Genomic DNA, 22023 nt, shown 5'->3' with positions numbered 1-22023 from the left:
GGAACGAGGGATTGACGGAATTCGCCATCTCGGAACGCGAACTGATGGATTATCACTCGATCGCACCCGCTATGCCCCGTACAGCTCCCTCGAAATGAACGTGGAAAGGCCCGGGCAGCCCGCAGACAAAAGCAGCGGACGGCCCGGGCCCGACCCGGTCGGCTCAGCCTTCGCCGTTGGACGAAAGAACCGACAGGTCTTCCAGAACGTGAGAGACCGCACCGTCCCGCTTGGTGTTCGACGAGTTGTCGTCGCACTGCTGCTGGAGGTGGTCCGACAGGATCGGGATGTCCTGGGCGGTGACGCCGATGAGGGCGTCGACCGCGACGTCGACGTCCTGGACGCCGACACACGGCTTGTTGAGCGTGCCCTGCACCAGCGACAGCTGCGGGCTCATGCTGCCCTTCGTCGCGGAGTTGCCGAACGACGACACGGCGCCGTTGCCGTTGGCGACGGTCGGTCCGTCGTCGTTGCCGATGGCAAGCGCCTGCGGCGCGGCCGCCACCGCCATTCCCACGACAGAAGCGGCGGTCGCAGCGGCGACCATTGCCTTCTTGAGCACTTCGCGTTCCTTTCCTCGTAGCGACGCATGTCCTACGGCGACATCAACCCGGCCCACCAGGAATGGTTGCGCCCATTCACCCGGTTGGCCCGCACGGCCGTGGACGGGGCCGGAAATCACCAAAGCCTAAAAGTGCACCACCAGTCCGCGCTGTCCGCCGTGGGAGTGAACGGGAGAAACCACACGGGGCCGGGGGAGTTGTCCAGAACGCTCCGGTGGACGGGGTTTCCTCAGAAAGGACTGGCCAGTGATCAGGAAGATTGTTGCCACTGCGGCCGTCGCCGCTTCCGCCATGGGCGCCTCCGCTGCCGCGGCACCGCAGGCGCTGGCGATCGGGAACGACAGCGGGCCGACCGCCGCGAACGGCAACGGTGCTTGGCAGAGCTACGGCAACTCGGCCACGTACGGAAACATGAGCCCCCAGATCGCGCTGATCCAGGGCTCCTTCAACAAGCCCTGCATCGCGGTCAACGACATCCCGGTCGGTGTCGGCGCCCTCGTCGGCGTCAATGTCCAGGACCTCCCGATCCTGTCGGACCACATGCAGCAGCAGTGCACCGAGAACAGCACCAACGCCAAGCGCGACGGTGCGCTGGCGCACCTGCTGGAGGACGTGTCGGTCCTGTCGCAGAACTCGGAAACCGGTAACTGACCCCGGTCCGTGCAGCGGGTCGCCGAGCAACTCGGCGGCCCGCTGCGGCGTTTCAGCGACGGTAGAGCGCCTCGATCGTCTCCGCGTACGCGGCCGTCACCGCGTGCCGTCTGACCTTCAGCGACGGGGTCAGCAGTCCGTTCTCCTCGGTGAACTCCCCCTCGACGAGGGCGAAGGCGCGGATGGACTCGGCGCGGGAGACCGCCTCGTTCGCGTGGTCGACGGCCTTCTGCACCTCGGCCCGCAGCCGTTCGTCGCCCGCCAGATCCGCGACCGGTGTGTCCGCCGGCAGTCCACGCACCGCCAGCCAGTGGGCGAGTGCCTCCGGGTCGAGGACGACCAGGGCGGCGACGAAGGGCCGGTTGTCCCCGACGACCACGCACTGGCCGACGGGTGAGCGGCTGCGCAGCCGGTCCTCCAGGACGGCCGGGGAGACGTTCTTGCCGCCGGAGGTGACGAGGACGTCCTTCTTGCGGCCGGTGATGGTGAGGTAGCCCTCCTCGTCGAGCGCACCGAGGTCCCCGGTGGCGAACCAGTCGTCGGTGAGCACGGCGTCAGTGGCAGCCGGGTCGTTCCAGTACGACCCGAAGACGATCTCCCCCTTGATCAGCACCTCGCCGTCGTCGGCGATGCGTACGGCGGCCCCCGGGACGGGCAGGCCGACGGTGCCGGGGCGGGGGCCGAGCGGGGGCACGAGGGTGGCGGCGGCGGAGGTCTCCGTCAGGCCGTAGCCCTCGTGCACGACGATCCCGGCAGCGTGGAAGAACAGGTTGAGGTTGCGGTCCAGGGGGGAGCCGCCGCTGATGGCGTACCGCATGCGGCCGCCCAGCTCGGCGCGGATGCGCCGGTAGACCAGCAGGTCGTACAGGGCCCAGGCGGCGTAGAGGCCGGGGCCGGGGCCCCTGCCGGTGCCGAGGAACTTCCGCAGGTACGCCTCGGCGAAGCGGACGGCGACCCGCTCGGCGCGGTCGAAGGAGGCGGCGCGGCCGATCTTCTCGGCGGTGGCGCGCCCGGTGTCGTGGATCTTCTCGAAGAGGTACGGCACCCCGACCAGGAAGGTGGGCCGGAACTCCTTGAGCGCGGGCCTCAGTTCGTCGGGCCGGACGCTCGGGAAGTGGCCGATCTCGATGCGGGCGAGCAGGCAGGCGAGTTGCAGGGTGCGGCCGAGGATGTGGGCGAGCGGCAGGAACAGCAGGGTGGAGGCGGTCCGGCCGGTGACGGCCTGGAAGACCGGATGCAGCAGCTCGACGGTGTTGGCGGCCTCGGCGTGCAGGTTGGCGTGCGTGAGGACGCAGCCCTTGGGCCGGCCCGTGGTGCCGGAGGTGTAGCAGATCGTGGCGACGGTGTCGGGGGTCGTTCCGGCGCGGCGCTTGGCGAGGTCGTCGTCGGGGACGTCCGCGCCGAGGGTGGTGAGGTCGGCGAGGGCGCCCGCGTCGAGCTGCCACAGGCGTGGGGGGCGGGTGTGGCCGGCGGTGCCGGCGGTGACGGTGGCGGCGTTTCCGACGGTCTCGGTGACGGCGAAGCGGGCGCCGGAGTCGCGCACGATCCACTCCACCTGCTCGGCGGAGGAGGTCGGGTAGACGGGTACGGACTGGCCGCCGGCCGCCCAGATCGCGAAGTCCAGGACGGTCCACTCGTAGCGGGTGCGGGACATCACGCAGACCCGGCCGCCCGGTTCGAGACCGGCGGCGATCAGTCCCTTCGCGACCGCGGCGACCTCGGTGGCGAAGGCGGCCGCGGTGACCGGGTGCCAGGCGCCCTGTAGGCGGCGGCGCACGAGCACCGTGTCGGGGGTCTCGTCCGCGTGCGCGAACGGCAGGTCGGCCAGGGACCCGGTGGTGAGCGCGGGCGCGAGGGGCGCCGCCCGCACCTCGCGCACGGTGCCCCTCTCGTCCCTCACGAGTTCCACCGCGCTCCGGGCCGCCAGATCGGTCCGCCGCCGTGCCCGCTTCAGATCCCTGCGTACGCCCATGACGGCTCCCGGTCGCGGCTCGTGCCCTGCCAAGCTCCTTACCGGTGCGTCAACTTACTCATAAGTAAGGAAAGGTCAATGGGGCGTGCGCGATCTCCCGGGCAGCCGGGCGGGGTCAGGAGACGATGTCCTTGCGGGCGAAGCCCCGGAACGCCAGGGCGAAGAGCACGAGGGCGTACGTCACGGAGATCGCCGCGCCCTGGATCATGCCGGACCACTCCGGACGGGGCTGGACGGCGTCGGCCCAGGCGAACTGCCAGTGCGCGGGCAGGAAGTGGCGCCAGTCGCCGAGCGCGGTGACGGCGTCCAGGACGTTGCCGACGATGGTCAGGCCGACCGCCCCGCCGACCGCGCCCAGCGGGGCGTCCGTCTTGGTGGACAGCCAGAACGCGAGCCCCGCTGTGACGAGTTGGGACACGAAGATGTACGCGACCACGACCACCAGGCGCTGGGCCGCCGTGCCCGCGTCCAGCACGCCGCCCGTCGGGATCTGGAGCGGGCCCCAGCCGTAGGCGGCCGTGCCGACCGCGAGGGCCACCACCGGCAGCAGGACCATCGCGGCGAGGCTCAGCCCCAGCGCGACGACGAGCTTGGACCACAGCAGCCGGGCCCTCGGCACGGGCGCCGCCAGCAGATAGCGCAGGGAGGACCAGCCGGCCTCGGAGGCGACCGTGTCCCCGCAGAACAGGGCGACCGGGATCACCAGCAGGAAGCCGGCCGAGACGAACAGGTTGACCGCGGCGAAGTTGGCGCCGGACGCGGTGGCCGTGTCCATCAGGGTGACCTGGTTGTTGCGGCCCCCCGGCTCGCCGCCGATGGCGAAGGCGATCAGCAGCACGAACGGCAGCACGGCGAGGACCGCGCCCATGACCAGGGTGCGGCGCCGCTTGAGCTGGCGGACCAGCTCCACCCGCAGGGGCAGGGTGCGGCCCGCGCTGTATCCGGACGCCGTCTCGGCGCGCTCGGCGAGCGTGCTCATGCGGTACCTCCGATCAGGGTCAGGAACGCGTCCTCCAGCCGGCGGTGCGGGCCGACGGAGGCGACCGGCACCTCCAGCCGCACCAGCTCCACGACCAGCCGCTCGGCCGTGCCGCCGGGTTCGAGCCGGACGAGCAGCCCGTCGTCGGTGCGCACGGCGGAGGCGACACCGGGCAGCGCGGCCACCTTCTCCGCGACCGGCTCCTCCACGGGCGTGGCGGTACCGACCAGCAGGGTGTCGCCGGAGCCGACGATCTCCCGGACCGGGCCGGCCTGGACGAGCCGGCCGCGGTCCATCACCACCAAATGGGTGCAGGACTGTTCCACCTCGGCGAGGAGATGGCTGGAGACGATCACCGTGCGGCCTCCGGCCGCGTAGCGGATCATCACCTCGCGCATCTCGCGGATCTGCGGCGGGTCGAGGCCGTTGGTGGGCTCGTCGAGGATGAGCAGGTCGGGCAGTCCGAGCATGGCCTGGGCGATGGCGAGGCGCTGGCGCATGCCCTGCGAGTAGGTGCGCACCGTGCGGGCGAGGGCGTCACCGAGGCCGGCGATCTCCAGGGCCTCCTCCAGGTGCGCGTCCTCGGCCGGACGGCCGGTGGCCCGCCAGTACAGCTCCAGGTTCTCCCGGCCGGACAGGTGCGGCAGGAAGCCCGCGCCCTCCACGAACGCGCCGACCCGGGACAGCACCGAGGCTCCCGGCCGGACGGCGTGCCCGAAGACGCGGATCTCGCCGTCGTCCGGGGTGATCAGACCCATCAGCATGCGCAGGGTGGTGGTCTTGCCGGCGCCGTTGGGGCCGAGCAGGCCGAGCACCTGGCCCTTCTCGACCCGGAAGGACAGCTCGCGCACCGCGTACCGGTCGGTGGATCTGGCGTACCGCTTGGCGAGGTCGGTGATCACGAGCGGGACGTCGGTGAGCTCGGGGTCGGGTCCGGGGGCGGCCGTACGGCGGCGGGTGGTCAGCAGCAGCGCCAGGGCGGCCGCCGCACCGGCCGCGGGCAGCCACCAGACCCAGGAGGGCAGAGGTGCCGCGGCGGTGCTGACGGCCGGGGCCGTTGGCACGGCGAGGTCTCCCTTCAGGGAGACGGTGTAGGTCGCGGGGGCGGCCGGTGAGGCGTAGCCGAGGTCGGTGGAGGCGAGGACCAGGCGGATCCGGTGGCCGCGCTGCACCTCGTGGTCGATCGCCGGGAGGGTGAGCGTGACGTCCCTGCCCGCCTTGGCGCCGCTCACCCGGACGGGCGCGACCAGCTGGGAGGGCAGGACCTGGCGGGTGCCGCCGGGGCCGACGTCGTACACCTTGCCGAACAGGACCGCGTCGTCGCGGGTGGAGGTGACGTGGACGGTGGCGGTCGGGGCGCCGGTGATCCGCAGGTCGCGGGTGAGCGGCGCCGAGTCGAACCGCGCGTACTGCCCGGGGAAGTCCAGGGAGACCCCGACACCGAGCGCGGAGAGCTGACCGAGACCGCCCGAGCCGCCGAGGCCGGGCAGCGCGGAGACGCCGGGCGGGCTGGCGCCGGCCGGGTTGGCGACGCGCTGTGTGCCTCCGGTGAGGGCGACGGTGCGCGGGTGGTCGTGCAGGCCGGGGTAGGCGGGGGCGGTCGCGCCGCGGTGCTGGGCGGTGCCGTCGGTGGAGTCGACGCCTCCGGTGCGGGTGATCCGGAAGGCGGGACCGGTGGCGGTGCCCTTGTCGCCCTTCAGGTACCGGTCGAACCAGCTCTGCACGCGCGCCTGCACCCGGCCGGTCTCCATGTCCCCGCCGTCGTGTCCGCCGGCGATCCAGTCGACATCCACCGGGGCGCCGTTGGCTCTGATGGCCTTCGTGGCGGCGTCGGCCTGGTCGAGGGTGAACAGGGAGTCGGTCTGGCCCTGCATCAGCAGGGTGGGCACCTTGACGCGGTCGCCGACGGCGGACGGCGAGCGCTCCTCCAGCAGCGCGCGGGCTGCCGCGTCCGGGGTGCCGGACTCGGCGACCCGGTCGTACATCCGGCACAGGGCGGGCTCGAAGCGGGCGCAGCCGCCGCCGGTGTTGAAGAACATCCCGGTCCACAGCTTCTTGAAGACGCCACCCGGGAACAGGGCGTCCGCGAGGTTCCAGTAGGTGATGGCCGGGGCGATGGCGTCGACGCGGTCGTCGTGTCCTGCGGCGAGCAGCGCGATGGCGCCGCCGTAGGAGCCGCCGGCCATCCCCACGCGCGGGTCGCCGGGCTTGTCGAGGCGGACCTGGGGCTGCTCGGCCAGCCAGTCGACGAGCCGGGAGACGTCGGCGACCTCGGCCTTCGGGTCGTTGAGGCCGATCTTCCCGGTGGAGTGGCCGAAGCCGCGCGCGGACCAGGTGAGGACCGCGTACCCGTGCCGGGCGAGGTCCTCCGCCTGGGTCCGCATGTCGTCCTTGCTGCCGCCGAAGCCGTGGCCCAGCAGGACGGCGGGGTGGCGGCCGGCGTCGGCCGGGGCGAAGAAGGAGGTGTCCAGGCGCACACCGTCGAAGGTCATGATCCGGTCGCTGACGCGCACGGACCGTGTGCCCTCGGAGCCGACGGCCGCCGTCGCCCACGTACCGGCGCCGGTGAGCACCACGACGGCGGCCGCGGCGGCGATCAGCCGGCGCGGCCGCTTCAGCAGCCCCCGCAGCGCGGGTACGCCCTTCCTCATTCGCCCCCGGGGGGACGGGCGAAGATCCATGCGTCAACCGTACGGGGCGGCGCCGACAAGCGATGCTGCCGCCGGTCTGAACCGGGGACCCTCCTCGCGGAGTACGGGCCGGTCCCGGCGTACGCCAGGCGCGGTACGTACCCCCGTGGTCATGCCTGCGGGTGCTCCGGGAGCTGAGTGTCCTCCGGGATGGACACCAGCCAGCGGGTGTCGCGGCGCGGGCGGAGGTAGAGGGCCCAGTAGAGGGTGGCGACGGCGGTGATGCCGCCGGTCCAGATCAGGTAGCTCGCCTCCTGCTGGGTGAGGATGTAGGCGAGGACCACGATCAGCACGATCGGCATCGCGGGCCACAGCGGCATCCGCCAGGCGGGGGTGTGCTTGTGGGAGCCGCGGCGGGCCAGCAGGGCGGCGACCGCGACCAGCAGGTACATGGCGGTGACGGAGACGCCGGTGACGCCGTACAGGGTGTCCAGGTTGACGAAGCAGAGCAGCGCGCCGGGGACTCCGACCGCGAGCGTGGCGACCCAGGGGGAGCCGAAGCGGCCGAGCTTGGAGAAGACGGTGTTGACCGGGCCGGGCCAGGCCTTGTCGCGGGCGGAGGCGAACAGCACGCGGGAGTTCTGGATGACCATGACGATGCCGGCGTTGATGATCGCGAGGGCCACGCAGAGGCTGACGAAGGTGCCGACCGCGGAGTTGGACCAGGCGGTGACCATGGAGCTGATGTCTCCGCCGGTCAGCTCCTGGAGGTCGGAGGCGCCCATGGTGATGGCGGCGACCGGCACCAGGATGATCACGGTGGAGATGGCGAGGGTGGCGAGCACCGTGCGGGCGACGTTGCGGCGCGGGTGCTCCAGTTCCTCGGAGAGGTAGACCGCGGTGGAGAAGCCCTGGGTGACGAAGAGGGCGATGGCGAGGCCGGAGACCACCAGCATCGCGGTCACGGTGTCCGTGTGCCCGCCGGAGCCCGCGACCTGCATGGAGGTCAGGCTGCCGAGGCCGCGGTGGCTGTGGGAGAAGCCCAGCAGCGCGACGACACCGGCCGCGATGACCTCCAGGACCAGGAAGATGCCGGTGATCCAGGCGTTGGCGCGCAGGTCGAGCAGGCCGGCGAGGGTGGCGAGCAGCATGACGCCGGCGCCGGTCATCGCGGGGTCGAGGTGCACGATCGGGGCCAGGTAGTCGGCGGTGCCCATCGCGATGACGGGCGGCACGATCATGACGACCAGCAGGGAGAGGACGAAGACGAGCCAGCCGGCGAGGCGTCCGGCCATCGTCGACACCATGGCGTACTCGCCGCCCGCGCTGGGGATGAGGGTGCCCAGCTCGGAGTAGCAGAACGCCACGGCGATACAGAGGAGGGAACCGATGGCGATCGTCAGGGCGGTGGCGGTGCCGAGGGAGCCGAACAGGTCGGGGACGACCACGAAGAGCGTGGAGGCCGGTGTGACGCACGAGAGGGTCAGGAGGGTGCCGCCGACTACGCCGATGGAGCGCTTGAGCCTCTGGGGACTGTCGGGGGCCTCTACGAGGGGAGCCTCGACAGGGCGGAGCGTGTCGGTCATGCGGCGGAATCCGATCGACTCGTGCGACTGGGGGTGGGTTCGGGAGCGCTATCGCCTCCGGCGGATCGTCGTACGTTCGTCTCGTCCGCTCCCGGTGCTGCCATAGGGAACCCCGACGAAAACCACTGCGTCAATGGCTGTTTACCTTCGAAATCCGCAGTTGTGGAACGATCTCCTCTGCATCACTTTCACAGGCCGTTACGCCCAATAGGCGCATCCATCAAGACTCAGGCGTGCGTGACCTTGCTTTCGAAGGTCATTTTCCGTTCACCCCTTCGCCACCCGTTTCGTCCAGCACTAACGAGAATCGCAGCCGAGGCGTCAAAAAAAAGTCAGGCCGTCCGGAATCCGGACGGCCTGACGGGGACCGGAGGCGACCTCCGGGCGGCACTCAGTGGTTGCGCGGGAAGCCCAGGTCCACGCCTGCCGGGGCGTCGGCCGGGTCGGGCCAGCGCGTGGTGACGACCTTGCCGCGGGTGTAGAAGTGCGTGCCGTCGTTGCCGTAGATGTGGTGGTCGCCGAAGAGCGAGTCCTTCCAGCCACCGAAGGAGTGGTAGCCCACCGGCACCGGGATCGGCACGTTCACGCCGACCATGCCCGCCTCGATCTCCATCTGGAAGCGGCGGGCGGCGCCGCCGTCCCGGGTGAAGATCGCGGTGCCGTTGCCGAACGGCGAGGCGTTGATGAGCGCCACGCCCTCCTCGTAGGTCTCGGCGCGCAGCACGCACAGCACCGGGCCGAAGATCTCGTCCCGGTACGCCTTGGCGCTCGTGGGCACCTTGTCGAGCAGCGAGATGCCGATCCAGTGGCCGTCCTCGAAGCCGTCCACGGTGTAGCCGGTGCCGTCCAGGACCACCTCGGCGCCCTCGGCGGCGGCGCCCTCCACGTAGGAGGCCACCTTGTCGCGGTGCGCCTTGGTGATCAGCGGGCCCATCTCGGAGGTCGGGTCGTTGCCCGGGCCGATCTTGATCTTCTCGGCGCGCTCGCGGATCTTGTCCACCAGCGTGTCGCCGATGCCGCCCACGGCCACGACCGCGGAGATGGCCATGCAGCGCTCGCCGGCCGAGCCGTACGCCGCCGAGACCGCCGCGTCGGCCGCCGCGTCCAGGTCGGCGTCCGGCAGGACCAGCATGTGGTTCTTGGCGCCGCCCAGGGCCTGCACGCGCTTGCCGTTGGCGGAGGCGGTGGTGTGGATGTAGCGGGCGATCGGGGTCGAGCCGACGAAGGAGACGGCCTTGACGTCCGGATGCTCCAGCAGCCGGTCCACGGCCACCTTGTCGCCGTGGACGACGTTGAAGACGCCGTCGGGCAGACCGGCCTCGGACAGCAGCTCGGCGATCCTGATCGCGGCCGACGGGTCCTTCTCCGACGGCTTGAGCACGAAGGTGTTGCCGGTCGCGATGGCGATCGGGAACATCCACATCGGAACCATCGCCGGGAAGTTGAACGGCGTGATGCCGGCGACGACACCGAGCGGCTGGCGGATGGACGCCACGTCCACGCGGCTGGCGACCTGCGTGGACAGCTCGCCCTTCAGCTGGACGTTGATGCCGCAGGCCAGGTCGACGATCTCCAGGCCGCGCGCGACCTCGCCGAGCGCGTCGGAGTGCACCTTGCCGTGCTCGGCGGTGATCAGCTCGGCGATCTCGTCGCGGTGGGCGTCGAGCAGCGCGCGGAACCTGAACAGGATCGTGGTGCGCTGGGCCAGCGAGGACTGGCCCCATGTCGCGAAGGCGTCCTTGGCCGCCGCGACGGCCGCGTCCACCTCCTCGACCGATGCGAACGCGACCTTGGTGGTGACCGCGCCGGTCGCCGGGTCCGTGACCGGCCCGTACGCACCCGACGCGCCTTCGGCGGTCTTCCCGCCGATCCAGTGGTTGACGATCTTCGTCATGCCCAGAGACTCCTTATTACAGATGGCGGCGTCGGGTCGAGACGTGCCGTTCGTACAGCTCTCGTGCCTTGACCGCCGACGGTCGGGTCGCGGTCTCGGCCACAGGAACATCCCACCAGGCCTGCGCCGGAGGCGCGCCCGACACAGTGTCGGACGTTTTGGTCTCCACGTAGACACATGTGGGAGTGTCGGCGGCCCGCGCCTCGGCGAGCGCCTCGCGCAGATCGCCCACGGTCCTCGCGCGCAGCACCCGCATGCCCAGGCTGGCCGCGTTGGCGGCGAGGTCGACGGGGAGCGGGGCGCCCGTCAGGGTGCCCTCGTCGGTCGGGAACCGGTAGGCCGTGCCGAACCGCTCGCCGCCCACCGCCTCCGACAGGCCGCCGATGGACGCGTACCCGTGGTTCTGCAGGAGCAGTACCTTGATCGCGATCCCCTCCTGCACGGCGGTCACGATCTCCGTCGGCATCATCAGGTACGTGCCGTCGCCGACCAGCGCCCACACGTTCCGCTCGGGGGCGGCCAGCTTTACGCCGATCGCGGCCGGGATCTCGTAGCCCATGCAGGAGTAGCCGTACTCCAGGTGGTACTGGTCGGACGACCGGGCCCGCCACAGCTTGTGCAGGTCGCCGGGGAGGGAGCCGGCCGCGTTGATGATGATGTCGGACTCGTCGACCAGCGCGTCGAGGGCGCCGATGACCTGCGGCTGGGTCGGCCGTACGTCGGGTTCGTCCGCCTCGAAGCAGGCGTCGACCCGCTGCTCCCAGCGCTCCTTGTCCTCGGTGTACTCGGTGACGTAGGAGCCGGCGACCCGGTGCCCGTGCATCACGAGTGCCTCGGTCAGCTCGCCCAGGCCGCTGCGGGCGTCCGCGACCAGTGGGAGTCCGGCCAGCTTGTGGCCGTCGAAGGGCGCGATGTTGAGATTCAGGAAGCGGACGTCCGGGTTCTCGAAGAGGGTGCCGGACGCGGTGGTGAAGTCCGTGTACCGGGTGCCGATCCCGATGACCAGGTCCGCCGTACGGGCCAGCTCGTCGGCGGTCGCCGTGCCGGTGTGGCCGATGCCGCCGACGTCCTGCGGGTGGTCGTGGCGCAGGGCGCCCTTGCCGGCCTGGGTGGAGGCGACCGGTATCCGGGTGGCCGCGGCGAACTCGGCGAGGGCCGCCTCGGCACGGCTGTGGTGGACCCCGCCGCCGGCGACGACGAGGGGCCTGCGGGCGGCCCGGACCGCGCGGACCGCCTCCGCCAGTTCGGTCGGGTCGGCACCCGGCCGGCGGACGGTCCACACCCGCTCGGCGAAGAACTCCTCCGGCCAGTCGTACGCCTCCGCCTGCACGTCCTGCGGCAGGGCGAGGGTGACCGCGCCGGTCTCCACGGGGTCGGTGAGGACCCGTACGGCCTGCAGCGCGCTGGGGATCAGCTGCTCGGGGCGGGTGACGCGGTCGAAGTACCTCGACACCGGACGCAAGGTGTCGTTGACGGAGACGTCGCCCGCGTACGGCACCTCCAGCTGCTGCAGGACGGGGTCGGCGGGGCGGGTGGCGAAGACGTCCCCGGGCAGCAGCAGGACCGGGAGGTGGTTGACGGTCGCGAGGGCGGCGCCGGTGACGAGGTTCGTCGCGCCGGGGCCGATCGACGTCGTGACCGCGTGCGTGGACAGCCGGCCCGACTGGCGGGCGTAGCCGACCGCCGCGTGCACCATGGACTGCTCGTTGCGGCCCTGATGGTAGGGCATGACGCCGGCGTACTCGATCAGCGCCTGGCCGAGCCCGGCGACGTTGCCGTGGCCGAAGATGCCCCAGGTGGCGCCGATCAGCCGCCGCCGTTCGCCGTCCCGTTCGGTGTACTGGGCGGCGAGGAAGCGGACGAGTGCCTGCGCGACCGTGAGCCTCGTCGTCGAGGTGGTCATCGGTACCCCCCTGTGCTCTCTACGTGGTCGGGGTGGAAGCAGATCCGCCACTCCCGCGTCGCGCCGGGTCCGGCCATGACGTTCAGGTAGTACATGGCGTGGCCGGGCTGGGCGATCGACGGGCCGTGCCATCCGTCGGGGACGAGGACGGCGTCACCGGAGCGGACCTCGGCGAGGACGTCGCTGCCGCCCTCGCGCGAGGGGAATACGCGCTGGTACCCCAGACCGTTCGGACCCTCGATCTCGAAGTAGTAGATCTCCTCCAGCTCGGACTCCTCGCCCGGCCGGTGCTCGTCGTGCTTGTGCGGCGGGTACGAGGACCAGTTGCCACCGGGGGTGATCACCTCGACGGCGATCAGCCGGTCGCAGTCGAAGGAGTCCGCGGAGGCGAAGTTGCGCACCCGGCGGGCGCAGGTGCCGCTGCCGCGTTCCTCGACGGGGACCTCCGGCGCGGGGCCGTAGCGGGCGGGGAGTCGTCGCTCGCACTTCGCTCCTGCCAGGGCGAAGCGGCCTCCCGCGCCGGAGGCGATCTGGACCCGGGCGTCCCGGGGTGCGTACGCGAAGTCGGAGACCGACGCGAACACAGTGTCCCGGCCCAGGAGTTGAAACTCGCACTGCTCGGTTGACGCAGTCTCAATTTGTACGGTACATCCGCCTTCCAGCGGAAGCACGATCCATTCACTGTCGCCGGTGGGGAACGTATGACGGCCGCCCGGCGCCAACTCGACGACGCGCAGGCTGCTGTACGCCCAGCCGGCCGACTCGGGGCCGATGTCGACGGCGTACCGGGCGTTCGCGGTGGCACCCCGGGGCAGATGCAGGTCGGTGCTGGTCATGCGGTCCTCACAGCAGTCCTACGGCGGTGTCCACGGCGGCGGCCACGTCGCCGTCCGCCGGGTACAGCAGCGAGCGGCCGACCACCAGGCCGCGCACGGTGGGCAGTCGGAGCGCACCGCGCCACTTCTCGTAGGCCGCCACCTGGTCCTCCGGGGAGTCGCCGATGTCGCCGCCGAGCAGCACGGCCGGCAGCGTGGACGTCTCCATGACCCGGGCCATGTCGTCGGGGTTCTCGGTGACCGGCACCTTCAGCCAGGTGTAGGCGGAGGAGCCGCCGAGGCCGGAGGCGATGGCGATGGACCGGGTGACCGCCTCGGCCGACAGGTCGTTGCGCAGCTTCCCCTCCGGGGTGCGGCGGCTGATGAACGGCTCCACGAAGACCGGCAGCCGGTGTGCCGCCATGGCGTCGATGGCCCGGGCGGTGGACTCCAGCGTGGTCAGGGAGCCCGGGTCGGCGTAGTCGACGCGCAGCAGCAGCTTGCCGGCGTCGAAGCCGAGACGGCTGATGTCCTCGGGCCGGTGGCCGGTGAAGCGGTCGTCCAGCTCGAAGCTCGCGCCCTGGAGGCCGCCGCGGTTCATGGAGCCCATGACGACCTTGTGGTCGAGGGCGCCGAGCAGGAGCAGGTCGTCGAGGATGTCGGCGGTGGCGAGGACGCCGTCCACACCGGGCCGGGACAACGCGAGGCACAGGCGTTCGAGCAGGTCGGCGCGGTTGGCCATGGCGAGCCCGCGGTCGCCGACGCCGAGCGCGCCGCGGGCGGGGTGGTCGGCGGCGACGATCATCAGCCGGCCGCTCTCGCCGAGCAGCGGGCGCCGGGCCCGGCGGGCGGCGGCCTCCTCGATCGCCTCGGGGTGGCGGGTGCGGATGCGGACCAGCTCGGCCACGTCCACCAGGGGGCGCCGGGCGGCCCCGTCGCCGCCGTGGGTCCACGTGCCCGCCACGCGGCCGGCCCTCACAGCACCGCTCCGGCGTCGAGCGCGGCGGCCACCTCGTCCGGGGTCGGCATCGCGGAGGAGCACTCCAGGCGGGAGGCGACGATGGCGCCGGCCGCGTTGGCGTACCGCATGACCGTCTCCAGGTCCCAGCCCGCCAGCAGGCCGTGGCAGAGGGAGCCGCCGAAGGCGTCCCCGGCGCCGAGGCCGTTGAGCACCTCGACCGGCAGCGGCGGGACCTCCGCCAACTCGCCCGCGCGGTCGACGGCGAGCACTCCCTTGGGTCCCTGTTTGACGACGGCCAGCTCGACACCGGCGTCGAGCAGGGCGCGGGCGGCGGCGTGCGGTTCGCGCACCCCCGTCGCGACCTCGACCTCGTCCAGGTTGCCGACGGCGACCGTGGTGTGGCGCAGCGCCTCGGCGTAGAAGGGGCGGGCGGCGTCCGGGTCGGTCCAGAACATGGGGCGCCAGTCCAGGTCGAAGACCGTCGTGCCGGACTTCGCCCGGTGGGCGAGGGCGGCGAGGGTCGCCGTGCGGCTGGGCTCCTCGCTCAGGCCGGTGCCGGTGACCCAGAAGATCCGGGCGTCGCGGACGGCGTCCAGGTCCAGTTCGGCGGCGTCGATCTCCAGGTCGGGGGCCTTCGGCCGGCGGTAGAAGTAGAGCGGGAAGTGGTCCGGGGGGAAGACCTCGCAGAAGGTGACCGGGGTCGGGAGCCCGGGCACGGGGGTCACCCAGCGATCGTCGACGCCGAAGCCGCGCAGCGCCTCGTGCAGATAGACGCCGAACGGGTCGTCCCCCGTACGGGTGATCACGGCGGTGCGTCTGCCGAGCCGGGCGGCGGCGACCGCGACGTTCGTCGCCGACCCGCCGAGGAACTTGCCGAAGGACGACACCTGGGCGAGCGGGACACCGGTCTGCAGTGGGTAGAGGTCCACTCCGATCCGCCCCATGGTGATCAGGTCGTAGGCCATCGGCTTCCCTTCGTCACGGCTCTCCCCGGCTTTGTAGTCCCGCACGCCGGACCCTGTCAATGTTTTGTCCAGACATTCGGACCAGCCCTTGACACCCCCTGGCCCCGCCCGCACGCTGGCGGCCATGACGTCGCTGTCGCCCTCCTCACTGTCCCGCATCCGCATCGGATCGGCGCCCGATTCCTGGGGCGTCTGGTTCCCCGACGACCCCCGGCAGGTGCCCTGGCAGCGCTTCCTGGACGAGGTCGCCGCCGCCGGCTACGAGTGGATCGAGCTGGGTCCCTACGGCTACCTGCCCACCGACCCCGGGGTGCTCGCCGAGGAGACCGGCCGGCGCGGCCTGAAGGTGTCGGCCGGCACGGTCTTCACCGGCCTGCACCACGGCGAGGAGGTGTGGGAGGAGACCTGGTCCCACGTCTCCGGGATCGCGGACCTCACCCGGGCGATGGGTGCGCGGCACCTGGTCGTCATCCCGTCCTTCTGGCGCGACGACCGGACGGGGCAGGTTCTGGAGCCCGCCGAACTGACGGCCGGCCAGTGGCGGAACCTCACCTCGCTGACCGAGCGGCTCGGCCGGGAGGTGCGCGAGCGGTACGGCCTCACGATCGTCGTCCACCCGCACGCCGACACCCACATCGACAGCGAGGAGAACGTCACCCGCTTCCTCGACGGCACCGACTCCGGCCTGGTGTCGCTGTGCCTGGACACCGGGCACTACGCCTACTGCGGCGGGGACAGCGTCAAGCTGATCGAGACCTACGGCGAGCGGATCGGCTATCTGCACCTCAAGCAGGTGGACCCGGAGGTCCTGGCCGACGTGCGGGCCAAGGGCACGCCGTTCGGCCCGGCGGTGGCCCAGGGCGTGATGTGCGAGCCCCCGTCCGGTACACCTGAACTGGGACCGGTGCTGGAGGCGGCGCAGCGGCTCGGCGTGGAGCTCTTCGCGATCGTCGAGCAGGACATGTACCCCTGCGAGCCGGACCGGCCGCTGCCGATCGCCCGGCGGACCCGGGCGTTCCTGCGCTCGTGCGGGGCCTAGGAGCCCGCGCCCGTGCGGAATCCGGGAACGCCCGCGCCCGTGCGGAATCCGGGGACGCCCGCGCGGTGAGCACGCGCCGGCCCCCGGGTCGACGCGCCACGCCGCCGTGCGGACGGAAGTCTCTGCCCCAGCTCTGTCACAAACACCCCCCTTGTGTCACACATGTCGCGTGTACGCGGGTGCTCGGTCACACCCGGTCGACAGGCACTGCCCACCGGTCACTCTGCGTCGTTCACCGGGCACAGGCTTGGTGATCGCCAGCGCAGCGCCCGGCTCCCCCGACGGCCGTCCTCGGTCGCCGCCGCGGCGCGCGCAGGGAGGTGCAACTCATGACCGACCGAAGGCTCTGGTCCTACAAGGAGATCGCGGCGCACATCAAGGTGCAGCCGGACACCGTGCGGTCCTATCGCAAGCACGGGCTGCTGCCGCCGCCCGACCATGTGGAGGGCGGCAAGCCCTACTGGTACGCCGACACCGTCCGGGCCTGGGTCGCCTCCCGTCCCGGCAACCGGGGCCGAAGAGTGGACTGATCGACGGCCCGGCGTCCGTGCCGGGCGGCCACTGCCGTGCGGCGCCGGGCTCAGGCCCGGCGCCACGGCTCGATGACCGTGACCCCCGCCCCCGCCGCCGTGCCCATCGCCGCGAGCGCCGCCGGGGCCGCGTCGAGGGGGATGGTGGAGGTCACGAGGAGGTCGGGGCGCAGGGCGCCCGAGCGGACCAGACGGAGCATGGCGGGGTAGGTGTGCGCGGCCATGCCGTGGCTGCCGAGGAGTTCGAGTTCCAGGGCGATGGCGCGGGCCATCGGCACCGGGGTCGTGCCGTCGGCGGAGGGCAGCAGGCCGACCTGGACGTGCCGGCCGCGGCGGCGCAGGCCGTTCACGGAAGCCGCGCAGGTGGCGGGCGAGCCGAGGGCGTCGAGGGAGAGGTGGGCGCCGCCGCCGGTCAGCTCGCGGATCGCGGCGGCCGTGTCGGGCACACCGGTGGCGTCCAGGCACTCGGCGGCGCCGAACTTCCGTGCCAGGCCGAGCGCTGCCGGGGAGACGTCGACGGCGATCACCCGGGCTCCGGAGGCGGCCGCGATCATCACCGCCGACAGGCCGACCCCGCCGCAGCCGTGCACCGCGACCCACTCCCCCGCGGCCACCCGGCCCTGCTGCACCACGCCACGGAAGGCGGTGGCGAAGCGGCAGCCGAGGCCGGCCGCGGTCGCGTGGGCCATGTCGTCGGGGACGGCGACGAGGTTGACGTCGGCGTGGTCGAGGGCCACGTACTGCGCGAACGAGCCCCAGTGGTGGAAGCCCGGCTGCGTCTGGCGCTCGCACACCTGCTGGTCGCCCGCCGCGCAGGACGGGCAGGTGCCGCAGGCGCACACGAAGGGCACGGTCACCCGGTCGCCCGGCCGCCATCCGGTGACCCGCGCGCCCACCGCCTCGACGACACCGGCCAGTTCGTGCCCGGGCACGTGCGGCAGGGTGATGTCGGAGTCGTGGCCCATCCAGCCGTGCCAGTCGCTGCGGCACAGCCCCGTCGCCTCGACCCGCACCACCACCCCGTGCCCGGCGGGCTCGGGATCGGGGACCTCCCGCACCTCGGCCGGCTCGCCGTACCGCTCGAAGACCACCGCTCGCATGTGCCTCACCCTTCCCCGGTCACCGGACGAGTCCACTGTGCCCGGCCCGCGGAGGCCGGGCGGGACCGGCCCCCGCCGGGGCTCACACCGGTACGGGCTCCTTCTCCTCTGCCACGGCGGCCGGTTCGCCCTCGCTGAGGCCGAACCGCTGGTGGAAGCGGCGCAGCGGGGCCGGAGCCCACCAGGTGGCGCGGCCGGTGAGCCGCATGATGGCCGGGACGAGCAGGCTGCGCACCACCATCGCGTCCATCAGCACGGCGAGCGCGATGCCGAGGCCGAGCATCTTGGTGTTGGTCACCCGCGAGGTGCCGATGGCGACCATCACCACCGCGAGGATGACCGCGGCGGCGGTGATCAGCCCGCCGGTGCGCTGGAGGCCGTGGCGCACGGCTTCGTCGTGGTCGCCCGTGCGGTCGTACTCCTCCTTGATGCGGGAGAGCAGGAACACGCCGTAGTCCATGGAGAGGCCGAAGGCCACGCAGAACATCAGGACGGGCAGGGTCGTCTCGATGGAGCCGGGGCTGGTGAAGCCGAGCGCGCCGGAGAGGTGGCCGTCCTGGAAGACCCACACCACCGCGCCGAACATCGCCGTCAGGCTGAGCGCGTTGAGCACCACGGCCTGCAGGGGTATCAGCACGCTGCCGGTGAGCATGAAGACCAGCAGCAGGGTGACCACGGCGATGAACAGGGCCGCCCACGGCAGACGCTCGGATATCGCGTGCTTGGTGTCGACCAGCACGGCGGCCGTGCCGGTGATCCGGGTGTCGAAGGGGGCCCGCAGCGAGCGCAGGTCGCCCACCAGGCGCTGGGCCGGTTCGTCGACCGCCTCGCCCTTCGGCTGGACCGTGAAGTAGGCCGCGTCGCCCCGGACCAGGGGACCGTCGACACGGGCGACCTCGGGCAGGGCGGCCACCCGCTGCCGGTAAGAGGCGTACTGGGCCTCGGTGCCCTTGCCCTGGGCGAGAATCTCCAGGCCGCCGCCGGGGCTGCCCGGGAAGCCCTCACGGATGTGCTGCTGCACGACGTGGGACTCGGCGGTCGACGGGAGCTGACGGTCGTCGGCGGTGCCGAACTTCACACCGGTGAAGGGCAGTCCGAGGAGGACGAGCAGGGCGGTCGTGCCGAGCGCGAAGAGCGGGGCGCGGCGCATGACCAGAGACGCGGCGCGGGCCCAGGCGGTGCCGTCGGCGGCCGCGGACGCGTGGCCGCGCCGGAAGAGGCGGCGCAGGTCCAGGGAGTTGACCCGGTGTCCGAGCAGGACGAGCGCGGCGGGGAGCAGGATCAGTGCGGCCGCGGCCGCGAGGAGCACCACGGCGATACCGGCGTAGGCGAAGGACCGCAGGAAGTACTGGGGGAAGACCATCATGGCGGCCAGGGACACCGCGACCGTGAGCGCGGAGAAGAGCACTGTGCGGCCGGCCGTGCGCAGGGTCGTGCCCACCGCCGTGAGCGGATCGGCGCCGGTGGACAGCTCCTCGCGGTACCGCCGGACGATGAACAGGGCGTAGTCGATGGCGAGGCCGAGGCCCAGGGCCGTGGTGAGGTTCAGCGCGAAGACCGAGACGTCGGTGAAGGAGGTCAGACCGCGCAGGACCGCGTTCGTCCCGAGGATCGCGACGATGCCGATGCCCAGCGGCAGCAGGGCCGCGACCGCGCTGCCGAAGACCATGACGAGCAGCACCAGGGTGACGGGCAGCGCGATGAGCTCGGCGCGGGTCAGGTCCTCCTTGATGATGCTCTGCATCTCGTGCCGGACCGCGACGATGCCGCCGACCTTCACCCGCACCGGGCCGTGCGTGCCCCGGTAGTGGGGGGCGATGCGGTCCAGGGTCCTGCCCATCGCGCTCTCGTCGCCGGTGATGCGGGCGGCGATCAGCGCCTCGTGGCCGTCCTCGGCGCGCAGGGCGGGCGACTCGCTCCGCCAGTAGGAGCCGACGCCCGTGACCCCCTTCTCCGCCGCCAGCCGGGCGGTCAGCTCCCGGGCCCGGGCGGCCACCGCGGGATCGTCGACCGAGGCGCGGCCGGCGTCGACCAGGAGCAGCAGGTTCGGCTGGGAGCCGGGGAACTCGCGCTCCAGCGCCTTGGTCGCGTACGTCGACTCGGCCGCCGGGTCCTCCCAGCCGCCGCTTCCGAGACGGTCGGCGACACCGCTGCCGGCCACCACGGCGAGGGCGGTGAGCAGCAGGGCCACCAGCAGCGACAGGCGCGGCCGTGCGGTCACGAGCCGGGTCCAGCGGCCGGGCCGGGGTGGGCTGTTGACTTCGGTCATCCTGCGGTGTCCCCTTCACCAGGAGCCGTGCCTGCAAGGACGGAGGCACGGAGGAGCCATCGCCATAAAATGGCAAACACGAGACGTCGCTCGCGTTTCTCAAGAATGCGAGCGACCACTCGCGTTTGTCAATCGTCTTCGGAGAGCTGGGGATCACGCGTGTCGGACACCTCGGAGAAGGAGCAGCCGCGGCGGCGCCAGGCCCGCGGCGAACGCCGTATCGCCCAGCTGCTCAAAGCCGCGGCCCAGGTCTTCTGCACCACCGGCTACACGGCCGCGAGCACCAACGCCATCGCCCGGGAGGCCGGCGTCTCACCGGGCACGCTCTACCAGTTCTTCCCGAACAAGGAAGCGATCGCGATCGAGCTCGGCGACCGGCTCATGCACGAGATGCGGGAGGCCTACGGCGAGGCACTGGCACCGGTCCCTCCCGGCACCCCGCTGGAGGAGGCGATCGGTTCGGCCGTCGACCGGTTCATGGCGTTCAACACCGACCACCCCGTGTTCTTCGCCCTCATGCACGGCCCCGACATCCCGGGCCGGATGGCCGAGGCGCACGACCAGCTGCACTCCACCGTGGTCGGCCGCATCGAGGCGCTGCTCACCTCCCTCATGCCCGGCACCGCACAGGCCGACATCACCCGCACGGCCCACGTCTGCCTCGGCATCTACAAGGCGGGCCTGGAGCTGGTCCTCGGCCGCGAGGGCGCCGAGCGCGCGGCGTACGTCCAGGAGACCAAGGACGTCCTGGTCCGCTACCTGGACCCGCTGGTGGGCGCCTCGCTCGGCCGCGCCTGACCCGGTTCCGCCGAGATCCCCCGGACTGCGACTTCCGGCTCACCTGCCTAAGGTGCGGGTAAATCGCCCAGCAGCAGTCCGAGGGGACGCACGTGACCCACTCCCCGCCGCCCGGCAGGCCCAGGGCCCGCATCCCCCGCCCGCAGCAGCCGCCACCGCCGTACCCGCACATCGGGGCGGGCCTGTGGCGGCGCGCCCTGTGCGGCGCCCTCGCCCTGTGGGCGCCGGCCGCCTGCGTGGCGTACCTGACACGGAGCACCGCGACGCTGCCGATGCTGATCCTGCTCGGCGGCTTCGCCGTACCGGTCGCCTACGTGCTGTGGGCGTACGAGCGGCACGCCCGCGACCTGGGCGTGAGCGCGGTCCTCGGCTGCTTCCTGGCCGGCGGCGCGCTGGGCGTGCTCGGCGCCGCGCTGGCGGAGGGGCACCTGGCGCACCCCTCCCTCGGGCGGTTCCTCGGTGTCGGCGTGATCGAGGAGGCGGCCAAGCTCGGGGCGCTGGTCTTCGTGCTGCACCGCCGGCCGGGCATCCGCGGGATGCGGGCCGGACTGGTGCTCGGCGCGGCCGTCGGCGCCGGTTTCGCCGCACTGGAGAGCGCCGGACACGGCCTCGCCGCCGTCGCCTCCGCCGGCGGAACGGACCTGCGGACACTGCTGGAGACGGAGTTGCCCCGCGGGGTACTCGCTCCCTTCGGGCAGGCCCTGTGGACGGCGGTCGCGGGCGGCGCGCTGCTGTCGCTGCGCCGGCCGACCGGAACCTTCCGGTACGCCCCGCCGGTGGTCGCCGCCTTCATGGGCGCCTGCCTGCTGCACACCCTGTGGGACTCCACGCACGGCATCGCGCTGCGGCTGGTGGCCCGCCTGTCCGGCACCGGCCCCGCCACCCGGCCGTTCGCACCGGGGTACCCGGCCGGGCCGGGTGCCGGGCAGGAGCACCTGTTCGCGCTGTTCGCGGCCGGCGGCACGGTCCTGGTCGCGCTCGCCGGGATCGGCTGGGTGCGGTCGCTGGCGCGCCGGGACTCCTCTTGGAGAAATACCCCCTAGGGGTATAGTGTGAGAACCGTTGGGCCCCCCGTGGGCCCCGCCGGCCCCACACGCCTCGACGAGGAGAACGACATGAGCGCCCAGACCGACACCCCGGGCTCCGTCACCACCGTCTACCGGGTGACCGGCATGAGCTGCGGCCACTGCGAGGGCTCCGTCTCCGGTGAGATCTCCGAGATCCCCGGCGTCAGCTCCGTGAAGGCCGTCGCGTCGAGCGGCGAGGTGACCGTCGTGTCCGCGGCTCCGCTGGACGACGAGGCCGTGCGCGCCGCCGTGGACGAGGCCGGCTTCGAGCTGGCCGGCAAGGCCTGAGGAACACCCTCCC

18 protein-coding genes are annotated in these 22023 nt (G+C 72.4%); 6 read left to right on the top strand and 12 right to left on the bottom strand.

Going from position 1 to position 22023, the window contains the following annotated elements:
* Positions 1-163 precede the first annotated feature (163 nt).
* Entirely contained in the window at positions 164-562 is a 399-nt protein-coding gene (locus BLW57_RS24895; protein WP_093477529.1) for a rodlin, read from the bottom strand.
* Positions 563-809: 247 nt separating this feature from the next.
* Here BLW57_RS24895 and BLW57_RS24890 point away from each other — a divergent pair, with 247 nt between their 5' ends.
* Positions 810-1214 carry a rodlin gene (locus BLW57_RS24890; protein ID WP_093477527.1) on the top strand — a complete coding sequence of 135 codons (405 nt, stop codon included), beginning with the start codon at positions 810-812 and terminating at the stop codon, positions 1212-1214.
* A 52-nt stretch (positions 1215-1266) separates the two neighbouring features.
* Here the strand turns inward: BLW57_RS24890 and BLW57_RS24885 are convergent, their stop codons facing one another.
* From BLW57_RS24885 to iolC, 9 genes are all read right to left on the bottom strand, one after another.
* A complete protein-coding gene (locus BLW57_RS24885) occupies positions 1267-3186 on the bottom strand; it encodes an AMP-dependent synthetase/ligase (RefSeq protein ID WP_093477526.1) in 1920 nt (639 codons plus the stop codon).
* 115 nt (positions 3187-3301) lie between these two features.
* Positions 3302-4165 (bottom strand): ABC transporter permease, encoded by an 864-nt coding sequence (locus tag BLW57_RS24880; protein WP_093477524.1) that lies wholly within the window; start codon positions 4163-4165, stop codon positions 3302-3304.
* Entirely contained in the window at positions 4162-6816 is a 2655-nt protein-coding gene (locus BLW57_RS24875) for a CocE/NonD family hydrolase (protein ID WP_176985968.1), read from the bottom strand. Before BLW57_RS24875 ends, BLW57_RS24880 begins: the two co-directional genes overlap by 4 nt.
* Before the next feature lie 149 nt (positions 6817-6965).
* Positions 6966-8381, bottom strand: a complete 1416-nt coding sequence (locus tag BLW57_RS24870) for an APC family permease (RefSeq protein ID WP_093477522.1) — start codon at positions 8379-8381, stop codon at positions 6966-6968.
* Positions 8382-8772: 391 nt separating this feature from the next.
* Positions 8773-10275, bottom strand: coding sequence for a CoA-acylating methylmalonate-semialdehyde dehydrogenase (mmsA, locus tag BLW57_RS24865; protein ID WP_093477520.1), 1503 nt, complete (start codon positions 10273-10275; stop codon positions 8773-8775).
* Between the two features lie 16 nt (positions 10276-10291).
* On the bottom strand, positions 10292-12178 hold the full coding sequence (iolD, locus tag BLW57_RS24860) for a 3D-(3,5/4)-trihydroxycyclohexane-1,2-dione acylhydrolase (decyclizing) (protein ID WP_093477519.1): 1887 nt from the start codon (positions 12176-12178) through the stop codon (positions 10292-10294).
* Positions 12175-13014 carry a 5-deoxy-glucuronate isomerase gene (gene iolB / locus BLW57_RS24855; protein WP_093477517.1) on the bottom strand — a complete coding sequence of 280 codons (840 nt, stop codon included), beginning with the start codon at positions 13012-13014 and terminating at the stop codon, positions 12175-12177. Before iolB ends, iolD begins: the two co-directional genes overlap by 4 nt.
* Before the next feature lie 7 nt (positions 13015-13021).
* Positions 13022-13957: a Cgl0159 family (beta/alpha)8-fold protein gene (locus BLW57_RS24850; RefSeq protein WP_371127811.1), complete on the bottom strand. Its 936-nt coding sequence runs from the start codon at positions 13955-13957 to the stop codon at positions 13022-13024.
* 11 nt (positions 13958-13968) lie between these two features.
* Complete coding sequence (gene iolC / locus BLW57_RS24845) at positions 13969-14919, bottom strand: 5-dehydro-2-deoxygluconokinase (RefSeq protein WP_093477516.1); 951 nt, start codon at positions 14917-14919, stop codon at positions 13969-13971.
* Between the two features lie 124 nt (positions 14920-15043).
* Here iolC and BLW57_RS24840 point away from each other — a divergent pair, with 124 nt between their 5' ends.
* Entirely contained in the window at positions 15044-15958 is a 915-nt protein-coding gene (locus tag BLW57_RS24840) for a sugar phosphate isomerase/epimerase family protein (protein WP_093477515.1), read from the top strand.
* Positions 15959-16287: 329 nt separating this feature from the next.
* Entirely contained in the window at positions 16288-16488 is a 201-nt protein-coding gene (locus BLW57_RS24835) for a helix-turn-helix transcriptional regulator (protein ID WP_073900563.1), read from the top strand.
* 50 nt (positions 16489-16538) lie between these two features.
* Here the strand turns inward: BLW57_RS24835 and BLW57_RS24830 are convergent, their stop codons facing one another.
* Both BLW57_RS24830 and BLW57_RS24825 read right to left on the bottom strand, forming a co-directional pair.
* Positions 16539-17588, bottom strand: a complete 1050-nt coding sequence (locus BLW57_RS24830) for a zinc-dependent alcohol dehydrogenase family protein (RefSeq protein ID WP_093477514.1) — start codon at positions 17586-17588, stop codon at positions 16539-16541.
* Between the two features lie 82 nt (positions 17589-17670).
* Positions 17671-19857 carry an MMPL family transporter gene (locus tag BLW57_RS24825; RefSeq protein ID WP_093477513.1) on the bottom strand — a complete coding sequence of 729 codons (2187 nt, stop codon included), beginning with the start codon at positions 19855-19857 and terminating at the stop codon, positions 17671-17673.
* A gap of 159 nt (positions 19858-20016) precedes the next feature.
* On the opposite strand from BLW57_RS24825, the gene BLW57_RS24820 reads away from it, so the two are divergent.
* The 3 genes from BLW57_RS24820 (at position 20017) to BLW57_RS24810 (ending at position 22010) form a co-directional block, all read left to right on the top strand.
* Entirely contained in the window at positions 20017-20655 is a 639-nt protein-coding gene (locus BLW57_RS24820; protein ID WP_256339577.1) for a TetR/AcrR family transcriptional regulator, read from the top strand.
* A gap of 92 nt (positions 20656-20747) precedes the next feature.
* Entirely contained in the window at positions 20748-21698 is a 951-nt protein-coding gene (locus BLW57_RS24815) for a PrsW family glutamic-type intramembrane protease (protein ID WP_093477511.1), read from the top strand.
* Between the two features lie 72 nt (positions 21699-21770).
* Positions 21771-22010 (top strand): heavy-metal-associated domain-containing protein, encoded by a 240-nt coding sequence (locus BLW57_RS24810; RefSeq protein ID WP_093477510.1) that lies wholly within the window; start codon positions 21771-21773, stop codon positions 22008-22010.
* The last annotated feature ends 13 nt before the right edge of the window (positions 22011-22023 follow it).

The organism is Streptomyces sp. 1222.5 (assembly GCF_900105245.1).
Classification (GTDB): domain Bacteria; phylum Actinomycetota; class Actinomycetes; order Streptomycetales; family Streptomycetaceae; genus Streptomyces; species Streptomyces albidocamelliae.
Note: the sequence above shows the minus strand (reverse complement) of the source record. Positions and strands in the feature narration are given on the sequence as shown.

Coding starts and splice junctions, on each gene's coding strand:
- iolB (WP_093477517.1), bottom strand. CDS start 13,014: ATGACCAGCACCGACCTGCATCTGCCCCGGGGTGCCACCGCGAACGCC.
- iolD (WP_093477519.1), bottom strand. CDS start 12,178: ATGACCACCTCGACGACGAGGCTCACGGTCGCGCAGGCACTCGTCCGC.
- BLW57_RS24830 (WP_093477514.1), bottom strand. CDS start 17,588: ATGCGAGCGGTGGTCTTCGAGCGGTACGGCGAGCCGGCCGAGGTGCGG.
- BLW57_RS24870 (WP_093477522.1), bottom strand. CDS start 8,381: ATGACCGACACGCTCCGCCCTGTCGAGGCTCCCCTCGTAGAGGCCCCC.
- BLW57_RS24825 (WP_093477513.1), bottom strand. CDS start 19,857: ATGACCGAAGTCAACAGCCCACCCCGGCCCGGCCGCTGGACCCGGCTC.
- BLW57_RS24885 (WP_093477526.1), bottom strand. CDS start 3,186: ATGGGCGTACGCAGGGATCTGAAGCGGGCACGGCGGCGGACCGATCTG.
- BLW57_RS24840 (WP_093477515.1), top strand. CDS start 15,044: ATGACGTCGCTGTCGCCCTCCTCACTGTCCCGCATCCGCATCGGATCG.
- BLW57_RS24880 (WP_093477524.1), bottom strand. CDS start 4,165: ATGAGCACGCTCGCCGAGCGCGCCGAGACGGCGTCCGGATACAGCGCG.
- BLW57_RS24835 (WP_073900563.1), top strand. CDS start 16,288: ATGACCGACCGAAGGCTCTGGTCCTACAAGGAGATCGCGGCGCACATC.
- BLW57_RS24875 (WP_176985968.1), bottom strand. CDS start 6,816: ATGAGGAAGGGCGTACCCGCGCTGCGGGGGCTGCTGAAGCGGCCGCGC.
- mmsA (WP_093477520.1), bottom strand. CDS start 10,275: ATGACGAAGATCGTCAACCACTGGATCGGCGGGAAGACCGCCGAAGGC.
- iolC (WP_093477516.1), bottom strand. CDS start 14,919: ATGGCCTACGACCTGATCACCATGGGGCGGATCGGAGTGGACCTCTAC.
- BLW57_RS24810 (WP_093477510.1), top strand. CDS start 21,771: ATGAGCGCCCAGACCGACACCCCGGGCTCCGTCACCACCGTCTACCGG.